This window comes from Acidobacteriota bacterium, from assembly GCA_016703965.1.
In the GTDB taxonomy this organism is placed as follows: Bacteria; Acidobacteriota; Blastocatellia; order Pyrinomonadales; family Pyrinomonadaceae; genus OLB17.
On the sequence record JADJBB010000025.1, the window covers coordinates 892,075 to 911,698 of the forward strand.

General features: G+C 50.4%; 20 protein-coding genes. 6 read left to right on the top strand and 14 right to left on the bottom strand.

Annotation, left to right across the window (positions count from 1 at the left end; genetic code table 11):
• Nucleotides 1–287 precede the first annotated feature (287 nt).
• A complete protein-coding gene (locus tag IPG22_21590) occupies nt 288–1,487 on the top strand; it encodes a M48 family metalloprotease (GenBank protein MBK6590869.1) in 1,200 nt (399 codons plus the stop codon).
• 513 nt (nt 1,488–2,000) lie between these two features.
• Here IPG22_21590 and bamD read toward each other — a convergent pair.
• From bamD to IPG22_21655, 13 genes are all read right to left on the bottom strand, one after another.
• Nucleotides 2,001–3,527: an outer membrane protein assembly factor BamD gene (gene bamD / locus IPG22_21595; protein MBK6590870.1), complete on the bottom strand. Its 1,527-nt coding sequence runs from the start codon at nt 3,525–3,527 to the stop codon at nt 2,001–2,003.
• Between the two features lie 24 nt (nt 3,528–3,551).
• Nucleotides 3,552–4,214 (bottom strand): ribulose-phosphate 3-epimerase, encoded by a 663-nt coding sequence (gene rpe / locus IPG22_21600; GenBank protein ID MBK6590871.1) that lies wholly within the window; start codon nt 4,212–4,214, stop codon nt 3,552–3,554.
• A 44-nt stretch (nt 4,215–4,258) separates the two neighbouring features.
• On the bottom strand, nt 4,259–4,921 hold the full coding sequence (locus IPG22_21605) for a PASTA domain-containing protein (protein MBK6590872.1): 663 nt from the start codon (nt 4,919–4,921) through the stop codon (nt 4,259–4,261).
• An 81-nt stretch (nt 4,922–5,002) separates the two neighbouring features.
• Nucleotides 5,003–6,295: a 16S rRNA (cytosine(967)-C(5))-methyltransferase RsmB gene (gene rsmB / locus IPG22_21610; protein ID MBK6590873.1), complete on the bottom strand. Its 1,293-nt coding sequence runs from the start codon at nt 6,293–6,295 to the stop codon at nt 5,003–5,005.
• Nucleotides 6,292–7,086: a hypothetical protein gene (locus tag IPG22_21615; GenBank protein MBK6590874.1), complete on the bottom strand. Its 795-nt coding sequence runs from the start codon at nt 7,084–7,086 to the stop codon at nt 6,292–6,294. Before IPG22_21615 ends, rsmB begins: the two co-directional genes overlap by 4 nt.
• Nucleotides 7,079–8,020, bottom strand: coding sequence for a methionyl-tRNA formyltransferase (locus tag IPG22_21620; GenBank protein MBK6590875.1), 942 nt, complete (start codon nt 8,018–8,020; stop codon nt 7,079–7,081). Before IPG22_21620 ends, IPG22_21615 begins: the two co-directional genes overlap by 8 nt.
• A complete protein-coding gene (locus IPG22_21625) occupies nt 8,017–9,558 on the bottom strand; it encodes an alkaline phosphatase (GenBank protein ID MBK6590876.1) in 1,542 nt (513 codons plus the stop codon). The genes IPG22_21620 and IPG22_21625 overlap by 4 nt, the downstream gene beginning before the upstream one ends.
• 144 nt (nt 9,559–9,702) lie before the next feature.
• Entirely contained in the window at nt 9,703–10,611 is a 909-nt protein-coding gene (locus IPG22_21630) for a hypothetical protein (GenBank protein ID MBK6590877.1), read from the bottom strand.
• 27 nt (nt 10,612–10,638) lie between these two features.
• A complete protein-coding gene (gene pruA / locus IPG22_21635; protein MBK6590878.1) occupies nt 10,639–12,207 on the bottom strand; it encodes an L-glutamate gamma-semialdehyde dehydrogenase in 1,569 nt (522 codons plus the stop codon).
• A 4-nt stretch (nt 12,208–12,211) separates the two neighbouring features.
• Nucleotides 12,212–12,907, bottom strand: coding sequence for a hypothetical protein (locus IPG22_21640; GenBank protein ID MBK6590879.1), 696 nt, complete (start codon nt 12,905–12,907; stop codon nt 12,212–12,214).
• 151 nt (nt 12,908–13,058) lie between these two features.
• On the bottom strand, nt 13,059–13,283 hold the full coding sequence (locus IPG22_21645) for a hypothetical protein (protein ID MBK6590880.1): 225 nt from the start codon (nt 13,281–13,283) through the stop codon (nt 13,059–13,061).
• Between the two features lies 1 nt (nt 13,284).
• Entirely contained in the window at nt 13,285–13,803 is a 519-nt protein-coding gene (gene def, locus IPG22_21650) for a peptide deformylase (protein MBK6590881.1), read from the bottom strand.
• A 311-nt stretch (nt 13,804–14,114) separates the two neighbouring features.
• Nucleotides 14,115–14,579: a heme-binding domain-containing protein gene (locus tag IPG22_21655; protein MBK6590882.1), complete on the bottom strand. Its 465-nt coding sequence runs from the start codon at nt 14,577–14,579 to the stop codon at nt 14,115–14,117.
• A 147-nt stretch (nt 14,580–14,726) separates the two neighbouring features.
• Between IPG22_21655 and IPG22_21660 the strand changes: the two genes are divergently transcribed.
• The 5 genes from IPG22_21660 (at nt 14,727) to IPG22_21680 (ending at nt 18,578) form a co-directional block, all read left to right on the top strand.
• Nucleotides 14,727–15,563, top strand: coding sequence for a sterol desaturase family protein (locus IPG22_21660; GenBank protein MBK6590883.1), 837 nt, complete (start codon nt 14,727–14,729; stop codon nt 15,561–15,563).
• Nucleotides 15,553–16,278 (top strand): hypothetical protein, encoded by a 726-nt coding sequence (locus tag IPG22_21665; protein ID MBK6590884.1) that lies wholly within the window; start codon nt 15,553–15,555, stop codon nt 16,276–16,278. The genes IPG22_21660 and IPG22_21665 overlap by 11 nt, the downstream gene beginning before the upstream one ends.
• A 16-nt stretch (nt 16,279–16,294) precedes the next feature.
• Nucleotides 16,295–16,696: a cobalamin B12-binding domain-containing protein gene (locus tag IPG22_21670; GenBank protein MBK6590885.1), complete on the top strand. Its 402-nt coding sequence runs from the start codon at nt 16,295–16,297 to the stop codon at nt 16,694–16,696.
• A gap of 85 nt (nt 16,697–16,781) precedes the next feature.
• Nucleotides 16,782–17,126 carry a hypothetical protein gene (locus tag IPG22_21675; protein MBK6590886.1) on the top strand — a complete coding sequence of 115 codons (345 nt, stop codon included), beginning with the start codon at nt 16,782–16,784 and terminating at the stop codon, nt 17,124–17,126.
• Between the two features lie 84 nt (nt 17,127–17,210).
• Nucleotides 17,211–18,578 carry a DUF1446 domain-containing protein gene (locus IPG22_21680; protein MBK6590887.1) on the top strand — a complete coding sequence of 456 codons (1,368 nt, stop codon included), beginning with the start codon at nt 17,211–17,213 and terminating at the stop codon, nt 18,576–18,578.
• A 290-nt stretch (nt 18,579–18,868) separates the two neighbouring features.
• Here the strand turns inward: IPG22_21680 and IPG22_21685 are convergent, their stop codons facing one another.
• Nucleotides 18,869–19,624, bottom strand: coding sequence for an enoyl-CoA hydratase/isomerase family protein (locus IPG22_21685; GenBank protein MBK6590888.1), 756 nt, complete (start codon nt 19,622–19,624; stop codon nt 18,869–18,871).

The following is a 19,624-nucleotide window of genomic DNA, read 5'->3' on the forward strand; positions in this document are numbered from 1 at the left end:
CTCTAATAAATTTACGGATATTTGAAATAGAAAGCTCAGGCGACCGATGCACGTAATTTACAATCTACCCATGGCTGCGCCCGTACCGAATTGACGCACAAAACATTTTAACAAGTTTTATCAACAATGGGAACACTAATCTTTTCGATTCGAGAACTGTAAAAAGTTTTGTCACCAGCAGCACTATTCGCAACTAATTGCCCGTTTCTTGCATCCTAAAGGCGTTGATTTGGATTACGTTTGGGACTACAATTTTTGCAGTCGTTAATATTTGATTGGAGAGAAATATGCAAAGCGAAATTCGTCGTCGATTTGGAGCCTCGTTGCTGGTGCTTAGCGTGTGGACCGGTGCGATCGCAGTAGTTCCTGTTTCGACATTTGCCCAGGACACAGATGCAAACGCAACTGCGGCAAAGGACAAAGACACCGACAAGAAGGACAACAAGAAAAAGGACGCGAAACCAGCTCCTACACCATCCGGACCGACGGCTCTTGGGGTCAAAGATGATCCATCACAGATCGGAAAACGCAACATTAACGGCGGAGCTGACAAGTTATTTGGCTGGCTTGGCGGTTCGCAGGAAAAAGAAGTTCAAATCGGACGTCAACTTGCTCTCGAAGTGGAGCAGCAGGCAAAAATGGTCGAGGATCCGATGATCACCGAATACGTCAACCGCGTTGGCCAGAACGTCGTTCTTCATTCGGATGCCAAGATCCCCTTCACTATTAAGGTCATTGATAGTGATGAAGTTAACGCATTTGCCCTTCCAGGCGGTTTTTTCTTTGTAAACAAGGGACTCATCCTCGCCGCCGATAACGAAGCGGAACTTGCGGGAGTTATGGCCCACGAGATCGCCCACGTTGCGGCCCGACACGCGATGGAAAATCAGGGCAAGGGGACTCTGCTGCAATACGGAATGCTGGCGGGTATCCTGTTTGGGGGCGGCATTGCGAGCGGAATCTTACAGAATACGGCGGGCATCACACAGGCACTCGCGTTCTTTAAGTTCAGCCGCGGTGCTGAAGGAGAGGCGGATAGACTGGGTGTTCAATACCTTTATGCATCGGGATACGATCCGAATGGAATGTCAACGATGTTTGAAAAGCTCGCCTCGCAGAATAAGAAAAAGCCGGGAACGCTGTCTAAGCTGTTTTCATCGCATCCCCAATCTCTCGACCGGCGTGATGAGAGCCTGAGTCTTGTCGCTCGCTTTCCTGAGAAGGAAGAGTACATAATCAGCACATCGGAATTTCAGCGGGTGAAGGGTCACTTGATGAAGATCACGAACGCTAAGGCTGGGATCCAAACCGATTATGATCAAGCCGACGACAGCAAACCAACACTCAAAAAGCGACAGCCCGAAGGCTCGGAATCGCCAGTACTGAACGGTGAACCTGGATCGTCTTCGTCAGACGGACCACCAAAGCTTAAGAAGCGCGACCAACCTGATCCGCTTCCGACGCCAACTCCGTCACCGCTTCCGTAACGGTCGGGTAAAAGCAAAACCGAAAACACGAACTCGCAGCAATGCGGTTCGTGTTTTCTTTTGCCCGTGACCTTCATCCGTTTATCCGAATAAATTGATAGAAGCAATTCTGTCTGGGTAGCATGTTAGAATGGCCTGTCATCGCAGATCGATATTTGCCAAGCGGAAGTTTATGGTCGTCGAGAAGTTCACGCAAAAGGAGGATGTCTGAAAATCCTGAGATGATGAGACTATTTTTGGTAAAGTAGTTTCGCGACAAAAACGTTCGACCAATCTGCCAAAATCCTCTACCAATCACGCAGTTTACCGCCGACAAATGGGCATATTCCTACGACCGATCCAGCCTTTTTTCGCCTGGTAATGCCGTAAACAGGGCTTTTTAATAAAAGTGTGAATCGTTTCACACTTTTCGGACGGCAATTTTGCGAATGCAATTTTTTTTCACCCCAAAAACTGATCGAGGCCGCCTTTTCAGACAGCCTCGCACGAGTTTAGGCAATGATCATAGACCGTTTACGGCTGTTTGACCGGCGGCGTCTCGACGATCGGGGACTTTGGCTGCACGGGCGTAGTCTTGATAACCGTAGTCAATGCCTTTGGGATCTGGTTGACTAGAATGTCACCCTGATTCTCTATGATCTGGTCGATCATCTCGAATTTCTCCTTTTCGAAATTCTTGGTCATCAAAACACCGTCTTTATCGATCGTCATCGGGTAAACGCCAAAGAGCTGATTCTTAAAGTTCTGGAAGAACGAAACGTCTTCCGGAGGCATAACCTTGGTTCTTTCCGGATGTGCCGCAGGAACCGTAGCACCGATCAACTCAAGCTGTTCTGTTGCCTTTTTAACGTATTCGCTATTCGGATAGTCGCTAACGATCCTCTGAAAATAACGGGCCGCCTGATCGGTCTCTTCCTCGACAAGGTAGGTTACCGCGAGTTTGTACAGAACCTCATCCATGAAGTCAAAATCAGGATACTTTTCAATGATCTCACGGAATCTCGACTGTGAGCCCTTAAGCCCACCCTTCTTCTGATCGACGGAAAGCGTATAGTAATAATTTGCGATCAAAAGATTGTGCAGCCCGAGGTTGTCCTGAACCTGGCGCAGCCGCGTTCTAGCTTCGGTAAGGATCGCGGGATCGCTACACTGCTGAAAGATCGCTTTGAGCCGGGTCTCGGCTCGCTTGGCACGGGTTGCATCACGATCAGGAAGCCCGATCTGTCGCATTTCAGCCTCACCGATCTTTAAAATGACCCGACACGACAATGGGTGCGTCGGGAAAAACGTCAGCCATTCCTGATATGCTCCGATAGCCTGGATCAGGGCACTTGTGGACCCTTCGAGATAGAACGAATCGCCCACCGCGAGCTTGGACATTGGCAGATATGGCGAATCAGGATACGTTGTGATGATGGTTTGGAATAGTAACCGTCCAACGTCATAGTTGCGTTTTCGGACCTCGCGGGTGGCAACCACAAATAACTCACGGTCTCGTCCAACCTGAACGCTTCCGAGCAATTCTTCGTATTCGTCGCTGCCGCCGCCGCCAAATATCCCAAGAAATTTCTTCTTTTTCTTCTTGTCGCGGGCCTGTCCAACCGTTGAGATCGGAGTTGCTCGTCCCGCAGCAACTTCTAATTGAGCCGTATCCGCGCGAGCCTGATACTCATTGACCGATTGCTCGAGCGTATCAACATCAGACCTTTCATACTTCTCGCCGCGATCAACTTTTCCGCGAAGGCTGTTTACGTCCGAACTGAGTCGCGAACCGTCCTTTTCTAGAGCAACGAGCCGTCCAAGCGGAGTTTCGAGCTTCTTCTCGTCATCTTTTTTCGCCTTATCTTCTTTGTTTTCCTCTTTGAGGACAGAAATGACGCTGTTCAGCGACCGGCGCAAACGATCCAGCTTATCTCGCATTACATCGAGTCGCTGCAGGTCCGTTCCGTCGCCAGGCCGTGCTTGGCCGAAACCAGCCGAAGTAACCGCAAGAATGACAAATAAGCAGAGAAAAGTAGCTCTTTTTAGATCAAAAACCATAGTAAATAAGAAACCTAATATGCATCAGGCCCATTCCGTTCCTTTTTCAATAAGACCCTTCACCGCCGCCGCCGCGTCCCCGCCGCCAAAAACCGCATTTCCAGCCACGACAAACTGCGCACCAGCTCTTACTATTTCAGCAATATTACCGCCATCGATACCGCCATCGATCTCGATCTGGACCGGAAGGCCGCGATCGAGGATCATTTGCCTCAGCCGCCTTAGCTTGTCGAGCATGGTCGGAATAAATTTCTGTCCGCCGAACCCCGGATTTACCGACATTAGCAAGACAAAGTCCGCATAGGGTAACGCCTCTGTGAGGCTCTCGATAGGCGTCGCCGGATTGATCGCGACGCCGGCTTTTGCTCCGGCTTCCTGAATAGCAGTCAAAGTCCGCTGCAAATGCTGGTCAGCCTCAACATGAACCGAAACCATGTCGGCTCCTGCTTTAACAAACTCAACGGCATATCGTCCGGGTTCCGAGATCATCAGGTGCGTATCAATGATCAGATCAGTCGCTTTGCGGATAGATTTGACCACCGGCAGCCCGATCGTGATATTCGGAACAAAATGTCCGTCCATCACGTCGACATGAAGGACCTTGGCTCCACCGTTTTTCACGGCCTCAATTGCCTCGGCGAGCCTTGTAAAATCTGCCGATAAGATCGACGGGGCTATTTCAAACATTGGTCTACTATTTTGTATCAAAAACCTCGTTAACGGTTGCTTCCCTAGGGCCGAATCGCTGGTTTAGGCTTTGTATCTACGGCCGCAGGTTTGGTTCCGGGAGCCGAAGGCTTCGGCGAAGCCGGCGTTTGTGTATTCTTATTCGGTTTATCTGTCGAGTTGTTATTCGAAGCCGGATCCTTCTTGTTTGCGGCAGGCTCGGTCGAGTTTGAATTTGTCTCAGAGCTATTCGAACTATCGCTGTTAACGTCTCTCGCCGTATCTACTTTCTTCTTCGCCGTGTTCGAGTTCGCCTTAGGCTTCTTCGGCTTGTCCGAGATCATTTCCTCGATCTTTTCAGAGTCGTCTTCGTCAGTCGTATTCTTGAGGCTCGCCGGGAGATCGCCTTCACCGCCGCCCTTACTTGTCACAACGAGGATCATTTGCCCGCTCTTAACCGTTTCGCCTGCCTTAGGCAATTGTTCAATGACGGTATCAGGCTTCTCAGCACTTACCCGATCCGCGCGTTTTTTGACCTTAAGGCCTAAAAGGGCAAGTTCCTTCTCGCTATCATGAAGGTCCTTGCCAATGATCTCAGGAACCTTTATCTCACTTCCCTGAAGTGACATGTAGACGACCCCAACGAGCCCAAATAGAAATACAACCAGAAGGGCGGCCAAAGCCGCCAGCCGTCCGATCGCCGAGAATCCGGAACTGATAATACTCACAAGCAAATCTCCCGAAAAACAAAAAGCTAGTCTAACATTTATTATTAGATTTTTGGAACAGAGCCGAGGCCGCCATCGCCACTAAAGCCTACGGAACGCCGCTATAAAAAAGCCGTCCATATTATCACGCTGCGGCCATGTGCGGGCGAACCCCTTCTCCGTAATGAACCTGGTGTTCACGTCGGGCTTGATACACTCGAAGCCGGGAGCTTGGAGACTAAACTCTGCACAAACATTCTCGTCCTCTTCGATCTCGACGGAACATGTCGAATAAATAAGAACTCCGCCAGATCGTACACATTTTGATGCATTCTTAAGGATCGAAAGTTGTTTCAAAGGTAATTCGGCGATATCTTTCTCCGTCAGCAGGTATCTTAACTCTGGATTGTGCCGGATCGTACCGGTTCCCGAACACGGAGCATCGACGAGAACGGCATCAAAGCTCTGCTCCGCAAATGGCAGAGTTTCCTCCGCATTGTATTGGACGACATTGATCACATCGCCCGCGAGCCGTCGGCAATTATCGCGGAGATACTCAACTCGCGGCCCATGAAGGTCCCCAGCGACGATAAGCCCGGCCTTAGCCCCTGATCTCTTCGCAGCGAGCGTGGCCTTACCGCCCGGAGCCGCACAAACATCAAGAAATCTTCCGCCCTCCGGAATTTTCTGAGCCTGCGCAGTCATCTGCGAGGCTTCATCCTGGAGGTAAATATTCTTTTTTTCCGCAAGTTCCAGAAGATCTGGATCGTAGCGGTCAACGAGGTAGCACCCATCAACGAAATCAGAAACTCGGGCACGGGAGACGAGTTCATTAACATTTTCCGTTGCCTCACCGATAATTCGGAAAGCGACAGCAGGCATCCGATTATTGGAATCCGCAAATTCGCTGGCTTGCTCGATCCCGAATTCCTTGATCCATCTCTCGATCAGCCATCGGGGATGCGAGGTTTCAAGCGAAATTTCTTCAATGTGATCTTCGAAGCAAAGCTCGACGGGCTCACGCAAATAGCGCCTCAAAACAGCATTTACAAACCCTTTAGCCGATGTTTTTCTTGCCCGTTGAACGAGGTTGACGCTTTCATTTATTGCGGAGTAATCGGGGATCTTATTAAGGTATTTGAGCTGATAGATTGCGATGCGGAGGGCGATCCGGATTTGAAGATCAAGTTTCTTGCCCAAAGCCAGTTTATCGATCAATTTGTCGAGGAAAAGTTGATGCCGCAGAGTGCCGAGTGTTATCTCGTGGCACAGGCCTCGGTCCGAGGGTGAGAGTGATTCCTCATAGATGGGCAGCAGTACGGAGGAATATGCCCGTTCCGTCTCGATGCGAAAAAGTATGTCAAAAGCTGCTGTACGTGCCGGCGAGATCTTCATTCTGAGATCTTATACTCCGGTTTCTTTCGCTTTTGGATCCGTTGTGAAAAATCTGTTATCACGCCTTTTTCAAGATTCGCATTCACGGTTATCCGCTCATCGAAAACATAGCATTCGCCTTCCCACATCGTCTCCTCGACCGGCGTATCCTCGAGGTACTTTAAGATACCGCCCTCAAGCTGAAACACTTCTTCAAAGCCAAGCTGCTTCATGTACGGCGCAAATTTTTCACATCGAATACCACCGGTACAGAACATCGCAACACGCTTGTGTTTTTGGGGATCGAGGTTTTCCGCGACAAATTTGGGCAGTTCACTAAACTTCTCTGTTTCGGGATTCAGAGCACCGCGAAACGTGCCCGTCTTGTATTCGTAATCGTTTCGAGTATCAAGGACTATCGTATCTGGATCGGAGATTATCTCGTTCCACCGTTCGGGTTTTACATGGGTTCCAACGCCAAGCGAGATATCGACCGGCAGTTTAAGGGTAACGATCTCGGGCTTGATCTTGACATCGATCTTGCGAAACGGAGGCTCGGTGTTATATGACGATTTATAGATCAGTTTGGTATCGAGAATCATCTCTGCCCGGCTAATAAAAGCCGCGATCTGTTCCCGCATGCCGCACACCATCCCGTTATACCCTTCGGTCGCGAGGATGATCGTGCCGCGGATACCCAGGTCATGAAAAACGTCCTTCAGACTAACCTTAAGTTCCTCGAGTTCACCCAGCGCAGGCAGATCCTTGAACTCATAGAACGCAATGATCTGTATATTCTTTTCCTCAGTCATTAGAACCTAAAACCTCACCAACTCTCGGCTGCGAACCGTTTACAAAATCCCTTATCCACATCCGTCTTTTCCCTTCCGGCTGGACCTCTAATATTTCGAGCATTGAGCCTTTGCCACAAGCAACTATGATGCTATCCGGCCGGACATGGACTATTTGCCCCGGTAGAAGGTTGTCGGAAGATTCAATAGCGAGCTCTTTGGCTCGCCAAATAGTTAATTTCGCACTACGGAAACGCGTGAATGATGTTGGGAAAGGCTGGAAGCCCCTGACGCGATCGACAATATTCGCGGCAGCGAGGTTCCAGTCCATATTTCCGTCTTCCCGCCTCATAATCGGTGCCAGTGATGCTAGCGAATGATCCTGTCTTAGAGGCTCCAAACTATCAAACCGCGAAAGTGTCGCCGAAAGTAATTCTGCCCCGCTGACCGAAAGCCGGGACATCAGATCGATCGCGTTTTCCTGAGGCCCGATCTCGGTATTCTGCTGGAGCAAGATATCTCCGGTGTCGAGGCCGCTGTCCATTTTTATCGTGGTTACGCCGGTCTCGCGCTCGCCGTTCACAATCGCCCAATTGACCGGTGCGGCCCCTCGATATTTTGGAAGCAATGAAAAATGTACGTTTATGGCACCCAATGGAAACGCTGTCAAATAGGTTTCCGGCAAGATCCGCCCGTAGGCCACGACGACGGCGACATCTGCTTTATGCGAATGAAATGTAGCGATCGTCTCGTCGCTCTTGATCTTAACGGGCTGGAAGACTGCAAGGCCGTGCTCCAGTGCAAACTGCTTTACTGGCGAAAATATTATCTTGTTACCACGCCCCGACGGCCTGTCGGGCTGAGTGTATACCGCAACGACCTCGTGGCCGTCCTCAAGACATCTTGCGAGCGAAGGCACCGCCGCTTGGGGCGTTCCCATAAAAACTATTCTCATTTGCGTCCGAGTCTCATCGCATCGGCCATAACGTAGAAGATCCAGTTCTCTTCCATCGAACCGCGTATCAGATGTGCGTTAACGCCGATAGCAAATATTGCGACATCCTCTCCCCCGTGAGTTTCAGCGGACATCGGAATGTTCGCTTCCTGTTTGTAGTCCGGCTTCAGCACAGTTTCATTAGTTAATATAGGTCGGTCAGCTCCTCGGGCCCCAGGGCCATTGGCGTATCCGAGCGTGGTATACGGCTTTTTATCTCGGTCTAGCGAATCTTTGTCCGCGAGTTTGCCGTCGTTATCAACCTCACGCACCAGACCAAGAATATTGTTACCTCGGATAGGATAGCCCTGGATGAACATCGTGTGGCTGTGATCGGCGGTGACGATGATCAGCGTTTCATCCAGGTTTACCTTCCCGGCCGCCATTCGCACCGCGTCAGAAAGAGCTACAGTGTCCCGCAGAGCCCGCCTTGCGTTGCCATCATGATGAGCATGATCGATACGGCCGCCTTCGACCATCAGAAAGTAACCTTTTTTATTATTCGAAAGCACATCGATCGCTTTGGAGGTCATTTCCGAAAGCGATGGCTCTTCGGAAACATCCTTCTGACGATCAAGTTCGTACTTCATATGCGAAGGCTCAAAAAGGCCAAGCAAATGTTTCGTCTTCTTTGCATCGATCGAATCGAACTGCTGCTTGTTCCATACGAATGCAGAATCCTTGTACTTTGTCGTCCATTCCTTGGTCAGATCGCGTCCGTCGAGACGTTCTCCTTTGCGGTTCGGATATTCTGGATCGACCGTCTCTTTCGGCAAGTATTTCGAACGCCCGCCGCCGAGAGCCACATCCAGTCCATCGCCAAACTTGAATTCGAGCATCTGCCTCGCTATATCGGGAAATTTAGCGTCATAGGCGTCCTTTCTTCTTGAAAAAATATCAGCATCGGATTCCCAATCACGGTCAGCAGTATGTGCGTAACAGGCCGCCGGAGTTGCATGGGTGAGCCTTGCTGTTGACACGACGCCGGTCGACTTTCCCGCCTCCTCGGCGTACTCAAGCATTGTCTTGGTCTCATTTCCGGCAACCGTCGTGTAGTTGCTGTGCTGAACATTCTGATTGACCGAAATAACGCCTTCATCGGTTTTGACGCCCGAAACTATGGCGCTCATTGTCGGAGCAGAGTCTGAGGTTTGTTGATTCGTACCGTAGGTTTTGGAAAGAGCTGAAAACGGAAACTCCTCAAAGCTCAGACGGTTCTCTTCACCGCTCTCTCCGCGCATTTGCCCCTCAAATATCCTTGAAGCCGTGAGCGTGGAGACACCCATGCCATCCCCGATAAAGAGGATGACGTTCTTGGCTTTTCCTTTCCTCAGCTTCTCTTTTTTCGCTTTTTCTAACGCATTCCAGCCGTCCCGTTTCCATGTCACGGCGGATTCGATCCGCTTGACCGGAAACTGCGTGGGTACCTGAGCAGACACGATAGCTGCAAGAACGATCGCTGTCGTAATAGACAAAGCCGTATTCCGGAATTTCTTCATGCACAAACCTCTTAGATCATTGAAAACTGCTTCAATCTGAATTTTAGCTTACTGAGATCGATTTATGTAGGCTCAGAAATAGAAAGAACGGCATATTTAACATGCCGTTCATAAATAGCTGCGGAGTCATCCACGCCTTAGAAGCTAATAGCCACAATGGTAGTTCGATCCTTCGAACGCCTTCATCCATTTGCTTCCATTCCGGCGGTAAATATTGAACCCTGCCCCCTCGAACGATTGAACGTACGTAAAAACCTCGCTTGTGCCATCGCTATCCGTATCAAATACATCAAGCAGCAACTCGTTGTATATGCCATCGTCAACGGCTTTGATCTCGCCGCTCATAACATTTTCCTGATCGATACTTCGGTATTCACTGTATCCAATAGAATATTTGCCGTTATTGCCTTTGCCTGCAATAAAAAACAGCAGGCCGCGAGTCAGCTTGTCGATCTCGACCCAATATGAACCAACCAACTCGGGCCTTCCGTCATTTTCGAGATCAAGTGCCGTCAGATTCTGAAATCTCAACGCCTTCGGCGAAAGTTTCTGCTTTGCAAACTCAGCGCGCGCGAGTCCGTCCGCCTCTTCTTTTTCAGCAGAGGTAGGCTTACGACGAAAACTGGTCTTTGATTTTACCGGAGCATTGGTGGCAAGGGCCATTACCAATCCTTTGAGCGGAGTTTTCGTCGCCTTAGTGGTTGATGTAGCGAGATTCTTGCCGCATTCAGATTTGCTATCCGCACTCTTGACCGTAGCAGTTCCCGCGGTTGATCCGCCAAAGATCAGTGTATACACCGTTCCTTTTTTGTAATAGTCCCTGTGGAATGGGGCAAGCAAGTTCTGTGCAGCACCACCGTCGACGGGCTGTTCAAATTTAGTCTTGTTTATATAAGCGATCGGCTCAAGCGTACTACCGTCGTTCAAGACCGCGAAAACAATAGGCTTTACCGTTTTTTGTGCCGCGGGCGTTTTTTTTTGAGCCAGGATAGTTGTACCTGACAACGAAAGAACCATCGCAAGAGCGAAGATCTCTGTAAAAGCTTTCTTCATATGGTTAGGCCAATATTCTGCAATGAATTATATCTTTTGAGCGATCGATTTGCCCTGCATGAACTGAAGCAAATATTCTCGTCCACCGGCCTTCGAGTCAGTTCCGCTCATATTGAAACCACCGAACGGATGAACACCGACCAAAGCTCCGGTGCATTTTCGATTTAGGTAAAGATTACCCACGTGAAAATCGCGCCGTGCTTGATCCAACCGTTCCTGAGATGCAGAATATACCGCACCAGTAAGCCCGAATTCTGTGTCATTTGCAATTTCGATCGCGTGGTCGTAATCGCGTGCCTTGATCACCGCCAAAACCGGTGCGAAAACCTCTTCCTGCTCAAGTGTAGAGCCCGCGGCAACATCATCAACGATCGTCGGCTCAATATAATAACCAGTCGAATCGTCGCCTTTCCCGCCTGTCAAAACCGTTCCACCCTCGGCAATCGCTTTCTCGATATAACCAAGCGTATTGTCGAATGAGCGCTTATTGATCACCGCCGAGACATTCGTATCGCCTTCGGTTGGCTGCCCGATCTTCAGTTTCTTTGTCAGAGCGACGATTTTTTCAACCAACTCGTCGTGGACCTTTTCGTCGACTATAAGCCGCGAACAAGCCGAGCATTTCTGTCCCTGGAACCCGAACGCTGCCTGTACGATACCCGTCGCTGCCGAATCAAGATCGGCATCATCGGCAACCACGATCGCGTCCTTGCCGCCCATTTCAGCGATAACACGTTTGATCCATATCTGGCCGGGCCTAGTCTTAGCAGCCTCCTCATTAATATGAAGGCCGACGCCCTTCGATCCTGTGAACGAAATAAAACGCGTCTTAGGGCTCGTCACCATAGCTTCGCCCGTGGCGGCACTTCCGCTGATGTAGTTGACCACGCCGGCGGGCAAACCGACTTCTTCTACTATCTCCATGAACTTTGCCGCGATCGTCGGCGAATCGGACGAAGGCTTGAGAACCACGGTATTTCCAGATACAACTGCGGCCAGAGTCATCCCCGCCATGATCGCGAGTGGAAAGTTCCACGGCGGGATCACAGCTCCGACGCCGAGCGGGATGTACTCAAAGATATTTCTTTCGCCCGGATACGGCGTGATAGGCTGCTCCGCTGCCCATTTGAGCATTTCGCGGCCATAGAATTCACAAAAATCGATCGCTTCAGCGGTGTCTCCGTCGGCCTCGGCCCATGTCTTCGATACCTCATAAACCATCCAAGCCGAAAGCTCGTGCTTTCGCTGTCGCATGATGTCGGCGACCTTAAATAGATACTCGGCACGAGCCGCCGGATCGACATTTCGCCACGTTGTGAACGCCGCGGTCGCCGCATCAATAGCTTTCTCGACCAAAGAAGTATCCGAATCGCCTTCCGAAAAAACGCCGACGACTTCCGAAGTATTTGACGGGCTAATGCTCTTAAACTTATGTTCAAGTGCGATCTTTTCGCCGTTGATCACGATAGGATATTCACGGCCAAGCTCGCTCTTAACCTTAGCGAGAGCCGCTCGCATCGCGTCGGCATTTTCTGCCTTTGAAAAATCTGTAAATGGTTCGTTTCTGAATTCGTCCAATGTTCTTTGTGCTTGCATAATACTAAAACGTGTAACCGTAATAAGCTGCAAAAGCATTGTTGCCTCTGCCTGAGTTGCCAAAACTGTAGCCCGACAAAATGTACTGCCGCGTTGATATCTGATAATTGATCCCGGCGGAAGAGTAGCCTAATCGGTTCTGCCCTGAATACCAATCAGCCACGAAGCTGAATTTCTTTGCGATCGGCTGAACCGCCGCCGCCATCACGCCTGTTCTGGTACCAAAATCATTCCCGCGGAACACATGGTAAACGCCGCCGGTGACTGTCAGTCCGTTGAGCGGTTCAATGATCTTGCTGGCGTTGCCGTAAACCATGATCGCGGTTTTATCGCCATTTGTTTGCCGAACGGGAACAAAGACGACCGTCCCGCCAGAAACGCTAACACCGAGCTTTTCGTTGCGATAAATGTTCTGTTTAAGGCTGAATTCAACTTGCCCCGTGGAGTCGCCGAGACCCTTGGTCAAATAAAAATTCGTTCCAACTTCGGTCCGGTTCCCGAGTCCGTACGAGACTCTGTAGCCGTACGTTTGAAAGCCGCCGTCTCGATAAGAGACCGGCTTTGTAATAAAGTCAGCTTCGAGTCCCCACGAACCGCGGCTCTGCGTATCCGCCGAAGGGATGTTGAAAATAGTTGTCTGAGCCGCTGCTTGCAGAACGGCGGTCGCCAAGATGAATACAAGAATGACAGTTTTTAGCATCGTCTTCTCCTCCTACTTGGCACTCTATTGATCCACTTAAAGTTCATGGCTAGGTCGGGGCATAATGACTAGCCGGAAACGTTTTTATTTTTCACTATTCTAATGGACGCCGAGAAAAAGGTAAATCGATATCACCTATCTCCGCGAGGGCTCAGCGATTCCGCTGACGCATGATCTCCCGCTGCTCCCATTCATCAAGCATTTCGGGGAAGATCGCCGGCCCGGCCTGCTGCCATGCGACCACAAACCGCGGCTTCTGGGTATCGCTTTCATGTTTTACGTAACTCAGGATCAACACCCAGCCTTCACCCAGGTATTTATTCAGCTCTCCGCTCGAACCAATCTCCGCAGTCAATTTGGTGTCTTCGATAGTCAAATCAGTTCCACTTCCCTGTTTTTTGTAGTGTTTTGATCTTGCGCTTGGCGAACTGGCTCTTTAGTGGCGTCATTCGGTCGAGAAAAACAATTCCGTCGCAATGATCATTTTCGTGAAGTATACACCTTGCGGCCAGATCTTTCACATCTATTTCTATCTGCTCACCTTTAATATTTTGCGCCCGTGCGATGACACGCATTTCCCGCTTGACGACCTGATAAAGCCCCGGGAACGACAAACAGCCTTCGTCGCCGACCTGTTCGCCTTCGACGTGGATTATTTCCGGGTTTATCAATACATGCCGCTGGCGTTCGTTGTCCTCGTCCTCCGGCGTGTCCATCACAAACAACCGCCGCCCAACCCCAACCTGCGGAGCTGCCAGCCCGACCGCTCGAGCATCCTCCATCGTTACGAACATATCCGCGACCAGACGCTCCAGTTCCGCATCAAAGACATCCACAGGCTTTCCAACCGTCAATAAGACTGGCTCCGGATAATGAACAATCGGCAGGATAGGCATAACGAATATTCTACGAATAAACGTTCTTGAGCCCAAATGCGGTCATTCGCCACAACCGGACGGACTCTAAAAAACGCAAAAAATAAGCGCCCCCAATTTTGAAATAATGCCTGCACCGCAAGTGTTACCATAGAAAGTGTGAATCGTTTCACACTTTAAGAAAAACTCCCTTTTTCTGGGCAGTTCTGTCGTAAAACTGTGGTTTTGGTCTAACTAGTTTCTCGTTTGCCGGTTTAGAACAGGCAGTTTGGTAGAGGTATTTGCGAGATTGGTCGAATGGTTTTCGATAATTTTTTCTTTGACCAAACTGGCTATTTAACTTCAAGCTTGGCTCCGGCATCCTTCGTCCAGTCGCAGAGCGCTTTTGCGTCGCTTTCGCTCAGTTTGGATTCGCTGTGGATCCAGAGGTATGACGGGAGAGGCATTTCCTTGGATTCGACCTGTTCGCAGATCTCTTCGAGTTTTTTGGTCTTTTTGGTCGGCGCGTAGGTATTGAAAACACTGAAATTTAGATGCCGACGGCCATCGTCGATGTGATCCTTGAGGAACCAGCCTGATGGCTGAATGTTCGCGTACCACGGATAGATGGTTGTGTTCGTGTGGCAATCGTTGCACGAGCGTCCGAGTATCTGCGAGATATCCGCGGGAACGGCGACTGCGGCCTCAAGAGTCTCACCCTGAACTACCGGCGGATTGGCCTTATCGATGCGGAAAAACTGCAAAACGATAAATCCGAGAGCAAGCAAACCAACAACGATCTTCAGGGTTTTTTTCATTCTTGGATTATGGTGCAAAAGCCCGCGCGTCAGCAAGGGCGAATCGTCCCAGTTAAATGATTCGCCCTTGCTGAGGCTCGGGTTTTTGCAATGAATTTTGGCGTTCCCTCTTGATGCAAACCTTGTGAAGAACTATCGTTGGAATTGATGCTTCGTCCTACCGTCATTGCTATTCCATTCTTCGCCCTCATGATCGCATTCGAGGCGTGGTGGGCGTATCGGAAAGGATCGGACGAATACGCTGATCGGAAAGATACGTGGGGTAATATCTTTCTTGGTTTTATGAGCGTTGTCTGGGGCGCTTTGTTTGGGCTACTGACCGGCGGGGTCTATCTGTTCTTTTACGACATCGCTCCTTACAAGTTTCCCGCCGATGCCTGGTGGACGTGGGTGGCGTTGTTCTTTGTCGATGATCTGGCATACTACATTTTCCATCGGGTCAGCCACGAAATGAGGCTGTTTTGGAATTTCCACGTTGTCCATCATTCGAGCGAGCACTACAATTTGAGCGTCGCGGTGCGTCAGAGCTGGTTCAGCGGTACGCTGCATTGGATCTTTTACGCGACCGTCATGCTTCTTGGGTTTGCTCCGTGGATGTTTGCCGTGATGCACGGTTTTAACCTGATCTACCAGTTCTGGATCCATACAAGATTCATCAAAACGATGGGTCGGCCGTTCGAATATATCTTTAACACACCCTCGCATCATCGCGTCCATCACGGGGTGAACAATCCGTATTTGGATAAGAATTACGCAGGCGTGCTGATCATTTGGGACAGAATGTTTGGTTCATTTATTTCGGAAACCGAAGAACCGCGATATGGAATAATCACACCGATACGAAGCTACAATCCGCTTTGGATAAACACGCACGGTTGGTTCGAGATGTTTCAGGCGATGAAAAGACAGGCCGGAATTGGTAAAAAGTTGAAATGCATTTTCGGCTCGCCGAATATGGACCTGGTTAAAACCTATGAGAATTAAACTATTACTTTCGGCAATCTGCATCGCCGCTTTTTCGACGCTCGCGTTCGGCCAGCACGTAACCATCACTAAGAAAACGGTCACCTACAAACGTCCAAAACCCCGGATGTTCAAGAAAACGTTCACCATCGAATTTCCCGTCGTAAAAGCATCGACGCCCGCACTTTCGAGAAAGATCGAAAAGGCGATCAGCCCACTCAGCGTTCTCGGCATCAGTATTAAGGAAGAGATGTCCGAGTATCAGTGGCTCGAGGCTTCTGATTTTGAGGTCCTATATAACGATAACGGCGTGATCTGCGTATCGCACTCAATGGAAGGCACTGCTGCGTATCCCTCAAGCATGACCCGAACCGTCGTTGTCGATGCCAAGACCGGCATTGTCGCGAAACCATCCGCTGTTTTTACCAATATTCCCGGCCTGATCGCTATGATCAAGAAAGGCCAAAAGGAAGAGATCGCGGCATCGATCATCGAGATCAAGAAAGAGCCTGATTGGCAGGAGCCGAATCCGGAACGGCTTTTTGAGAACGCGGACTTTAAGGCCGCGAATCTCGAAGGCTACTCAGTTTCCAAAGACGGTGTGATGTTCAATTACAGCTACGGCTTCCCGCACGTTATACAGGCGATCGAACCGGCAGGCGTGTTTTCTTACACATGGGCTCAAATGAAGCCATATATCAAACGCGGCGGTTTGCTCGGACGCATCGCTCGTTAATATACTGATTCCAAGTATGAGTGAAAGAAAGATCAGAGTTTTGGTCGCCAAACCCGGCCTCGACGGCCACGATCGCGGTGCGAAAGTCATCGCCCGTGCCCTGCGTGACGCCGGAATGGAAGTGATCTACACCGGTTTGCGTCAAACTCCGGAAATGATCGCGTCCGCCGCTTTGCAGGAAGACGTCGACGCCGTCGGCATCTCGATCCTCAGCGGTGCGCACAACACGTTATGCCCGCGGATCGTCAATCTGCTCAGGGAAAACGGTATGGACGACACGCTTGTACTGGTCGGCGGCATCGTTCCACAAGAAGACATCGTTACGCTCAAAGCTAACGGCGTCTCCGAAGTATTCCTGCCGGGAACCTCGACTGAAGATATTGTAAAGTACATCAATGCCAACGTCCGTACAGTTTAGTACGCAACCGCACATAACGCTCCGTTCCTAAATGCAATTATATTAGCGTGTTATAATGACATTGATATCAAAAGGGGAGATTTCTATGAATAAAATCAAATCTATACTCATGGCCTTTGCGTTCGTCATGACGATCACGTTTATTGGCGGTGCTGTTTCGACCCACGCCCAAGACACGATGATGGGCAAGATGGGCGACAAGGTCCAGAAGACGACGAAAAAGGTTTACAACAAATCAAAATACGGTGTTAAAAGAGGCTACCGCGTCGGCTTTGAAACCGGCGGCAAGGTTTGGAACGGTAGCAAATGGGTCGCCAAAAAATCGTGGAAAGGCGGCACCTGGGTGGCTGTTAAAACTGCGAATGGCACAAAATGGGTCTATCGCAAGAGCAAGAGAGCGATCGTTGGAAGCCCATCGCGCAGGCCGTAAGTTATAACCGAATAAGATTTTGCAATATACCGCTTCGTTCCTTTTGGTTCGAAGCGGTATTATTATTTTTTACGAACACTAACCATGAAAGATAAGATACGCGTCGCAGGCGGACAGGGATTTTGGGGAGACCTTCTAACGGCTCCGGTCGATCAGGTGCGAAAAGGGCCGATCGATTATCTAATGCTCGATTATCTGGCCGAGGTCACGATGTCGATCCTGCAAAAACAGCGTTCTCGCAACCCGGAAGCTGGCTACGCCCGGGATTTTGTCTCACTGCTCGGCGAGATCTTGCCGGATTGCGTCGAAAAGAACATTAAGGTCCTGTCGAACGCCGGCGGCGTAAATGTTCCGGGCTGCGCGGAAGCGATCCGTGAAACTGCCGCCGGTCTCGGCCTGCAGGGCAAAGTAAAGATCGGAATAGTTACTGGCGACGACGTGCTCGACAAACTCGACGACTGGCTTGCCGATGGTATTAAGATCGATTCTATGGACGACGGTACGCCGCTCGCATCGATCCGCGATAAGGTCCAGTCCGCCAACGTCTATCTCGGATCCGCTCCGCTCGTTGAGGCTTTGGGCAAAGGTGCCAATATCATCGTCGGCGGACGGCTGACCGACACAGGTTTGACGCTCGCTCCACTGGTGCATGAATTCGGCTGGAGTTTCGACGACTGGGACAAGATCTCAGCCGGAACGATCGCCGGGCACATCATCGAATGCGGCGCCCAATCGAGCGGCGGCAATTGCCAGTACGACTGGCAAAACATCCCCGACATGGCAAACATTGGCTTCCCGATCATCGAGGCCTCGCCAAACGGCGAATTCGTCGTGACCAAACACGAAGGAACCGGCGGCCGCGTCAACATTCAGTCCGTCAAAGAGCAGCTCTTATACGAAATGGGCGATCCGCATTCATACATCACACCGGATGTCGTAGCCGATTTTGCCTCGATCCAGCTAGCAGCCGTAGGTGATAACCGCGTCAAGGTCTATGGAATCACCGGCCACCCGAAAACCGACTTCTACAAAGTCTCCATCGCCTACACCGGCGGCTGGAAATCCGTCGGCACACTAGTCTATTCCTGGCCCGACGCGAACAAGAAAGCTAAGGCCGCAGACCGCATCCTCCGCGAACGGCTCGACAACCTCGGCCTAAAATTCGACACGATCCTAACCGAATTCGTCGGCGTAAACGCCACCCACGGCCACCTCTCAGGCGAGCCTGCCAGCGACATCCCCGAAGTCCAATTCCGAATCGGAGTTCGCGGCCAGAACAAGGCAGATGTCGAAAGATTTACAAAAGAGATCGCCCCGTTGATCCTTACGGGTCCACCATCAGTAACTGGTTTTGCAGGTGGTCGCCCGAAGGTCGAGGAGATAATGGCTTATTTTCCAGCGTTGATACCGAAATCGTTGATCGAGACGAAAGTTGAGATCGTTGAGGCCTGACACGATGCTTGATGAAATCAAACGGGAATGGGATTTGTGGAAGAGTGTCCCGTTCCCACTGGGAGCTTCCAAACCCGACAGGCCAGATCTGGTTTCGATTGATACATTTTCGGCTGGGTGTATTACCGTCTTCATCGAACGTGAAGGAAAATTGGACATGAAACGGATGACTTGCCTTCGCCAATGTTCACAAGATCTAGATACGTGTCTTGATCAACTAAACGGCGATACGCTTGAATACTTCGCAAGGTTGTCCAGTCTCTCCAAAATGATTCTAAATGCGATAGACGTTACTTCTCTAGAAACGTAGCAATTCCCTTCTGGCAATCCTCAGTCATCCGAGCAGTTGCATTGCCTTGAGCCCCGTGTTCGATCGCCTCGTCGAAGGTTACACTGTCGATGTCATAGAGTAGTCGCTTCGTCATCTGAACGGCGGAAGCTGATAGTTTTTCGTACTGTTTGGCTATTGCAATTATCTCTGCGTCGAAGTCCTCGTCATGAACGGTACCTTCGATAATACCTCGGTCGCGAAGTTCGTTTGCGCTGATCTCGTATCCGAAGGTTAGAGTCGCGAAGGCGTCTTTCTCCGACATATTCCGCCGAAGTATCGCGGCAACCATCGCGGGAACGAATCCGATCTTGACCTCGGGAAAACCGAATCTCGCGTCATCGTGAGCGAAGACAAGATCGCATGCCAGAGCAAGTCCGAAACCACCCGCCAGAGCACGACCTCGAACCGCCGCTATCACAGGCTGACGAACACGCCGAATGAGTTTGTACAACTCACCTAGCGAGCGGGCGTCTTCGAGGTTCTCTTCGTGCGATGCATTTGCGATTTTTTGCAATGCCGAAAGATCCGCTCCCGAGCAAAAATCCTTGCCGGCGCCACGAATGACGATACATTTCACGCTCTCGTCGACGTCCGCTTCACGCAGAGCAGCCTTCAACGCCGCGATCAGCTCATCATTCAAGGCATTGCGCTTCTCGGGCCGATTAAGCGTGATGATTCGGATCGCCCCGTCGTTTGTGATCAGTATTGGTGACAT

Excerpts from the sequence above, each read along its gene's own strand:
- IPG22_21590 (MBK6590869.1), top strand. The coding sequence starts at position 288 with ATGCAAAGCGAAATTCGTCGTCGATTTGGAGCCTCGTTGCTGGTGCTT.
- bamD (MBK6590870.1), bottom strand. The coding sequence starts at position 3,527 with ATGGTTTTTGATCTAAAAAGAGCTACTTTTCTCTGCTTATTTGTCATT.
- rpe (MBK6590871.1), bottom strand. The coding sequence starts at position 4,214 with ATGTTTGAAATAGCCCCGTCGATCTTATCGGCAGATTTTACAAGGCTC.
- rsmB (MBK6590873.1), bottom strand. The coding sequence starts at position 6,295 with ATGAAGATCTCGCCGGCACGTACAGCAGCTTTTGACATACTTTTTCGC.
- IPG22_21615 (MBK6590874.1), bottom strand. The coding sequence starts at position 7,086 with ATGACTGAGGAAAAGAATATACAGATCATTGCGTTCTATGAGTTCAAG.
- IPG22_21620 (MBK6590875.1), bottom strand. The coding sequence starts at position 8,020 with ATGAGAATAGTTTTTATGGGAACGCCCCAAGCGGCGGTGCCTTCGCTC.
- IPG22_21625 (MBK6590876.1), bottom strand. The coding sequence starts at position 9,558 with ATGAAGAAATTCCGGAATACGGCTTTGTCTATTACGACAGCGATCGTT.
- IPG22_21630 (MBK6590877.1), bottom strand. The coding sequence starts at position 10,611 with ATGAAGAAAGCTTTTACAGAGATCTTCGCTCTTGCGATGGTTCTTTCG.
- pruA (MBK6590878.1), bottom strand. The coding sequence starts at position 12,207 with ATGCAAGCACAAAGAACATTGGACGAATTCAGAAACGAACCATTTACA.
- IPG22_21640 (MBK6590879.1), bottom strand. The coding sequence starts at position 12,907 with ATGCTAAAAACTGTCATTCTTGTATTCATCTTGGCGACCGCCGTTCTG.
- def (MBK6590881.1), bottom strand. The coding sequence starts at position 13,803 with ATGCCTATCCTGCCGATTGTTCATTATCCGGAGCCAGTCTTATTGACG.
- IPG22_21655 (MBK6590882.1), bottom strand. The coding sequence starts at position 14,579 with ATGAAAAAAACCCTGAAGATCGTTGTTGGTTTGCTTGCTCTCGGATTT.
- IPG22_21660 (MBK6590883.1), top strand. The coding sequence starts at position 14,727 with ATGCTTCGTCCTACCGTCATTGCTATTCCATTCTTCGCCCTCATGATC.
- IPG22_21665 (MBK6590884.1), top strand. The coding sequence starts at position 15,553 with ATGAGAATTAAACTATTACTTTCGGCAATCTGCATCGCCGCTTTTTCG.
- IPG22_21670 (MBK6590885.1), top strand. The coding sequence starts at position 16,295 with ATGAGTGAAAGAAAGATCAGAGTTTTGGTCGCCAAACCCGGCCTCGAC.
- IPG22_21675 (MBK6590886.1), top strand. The coding sequence starts at position 16,782 with ATGAATAAAATCAAATCTATACTCATGGCCTTTGCGTTCGTCATGACG.
- IPG22_21680 (MBK6590887.1), top strand. The coding sequence starts at position 17,211 with ATGAAAGATAAGATACGCGTCGCAGGCGGACAGGGATTTTGGGGAGAC.
- IPG22_21685 (MBK6590888.1), bottom strand. The coding sequence starts at position 19,624 with ATGTCACCAATACTGATCACAAACGACGGGGCGATCCGAATCATCACG.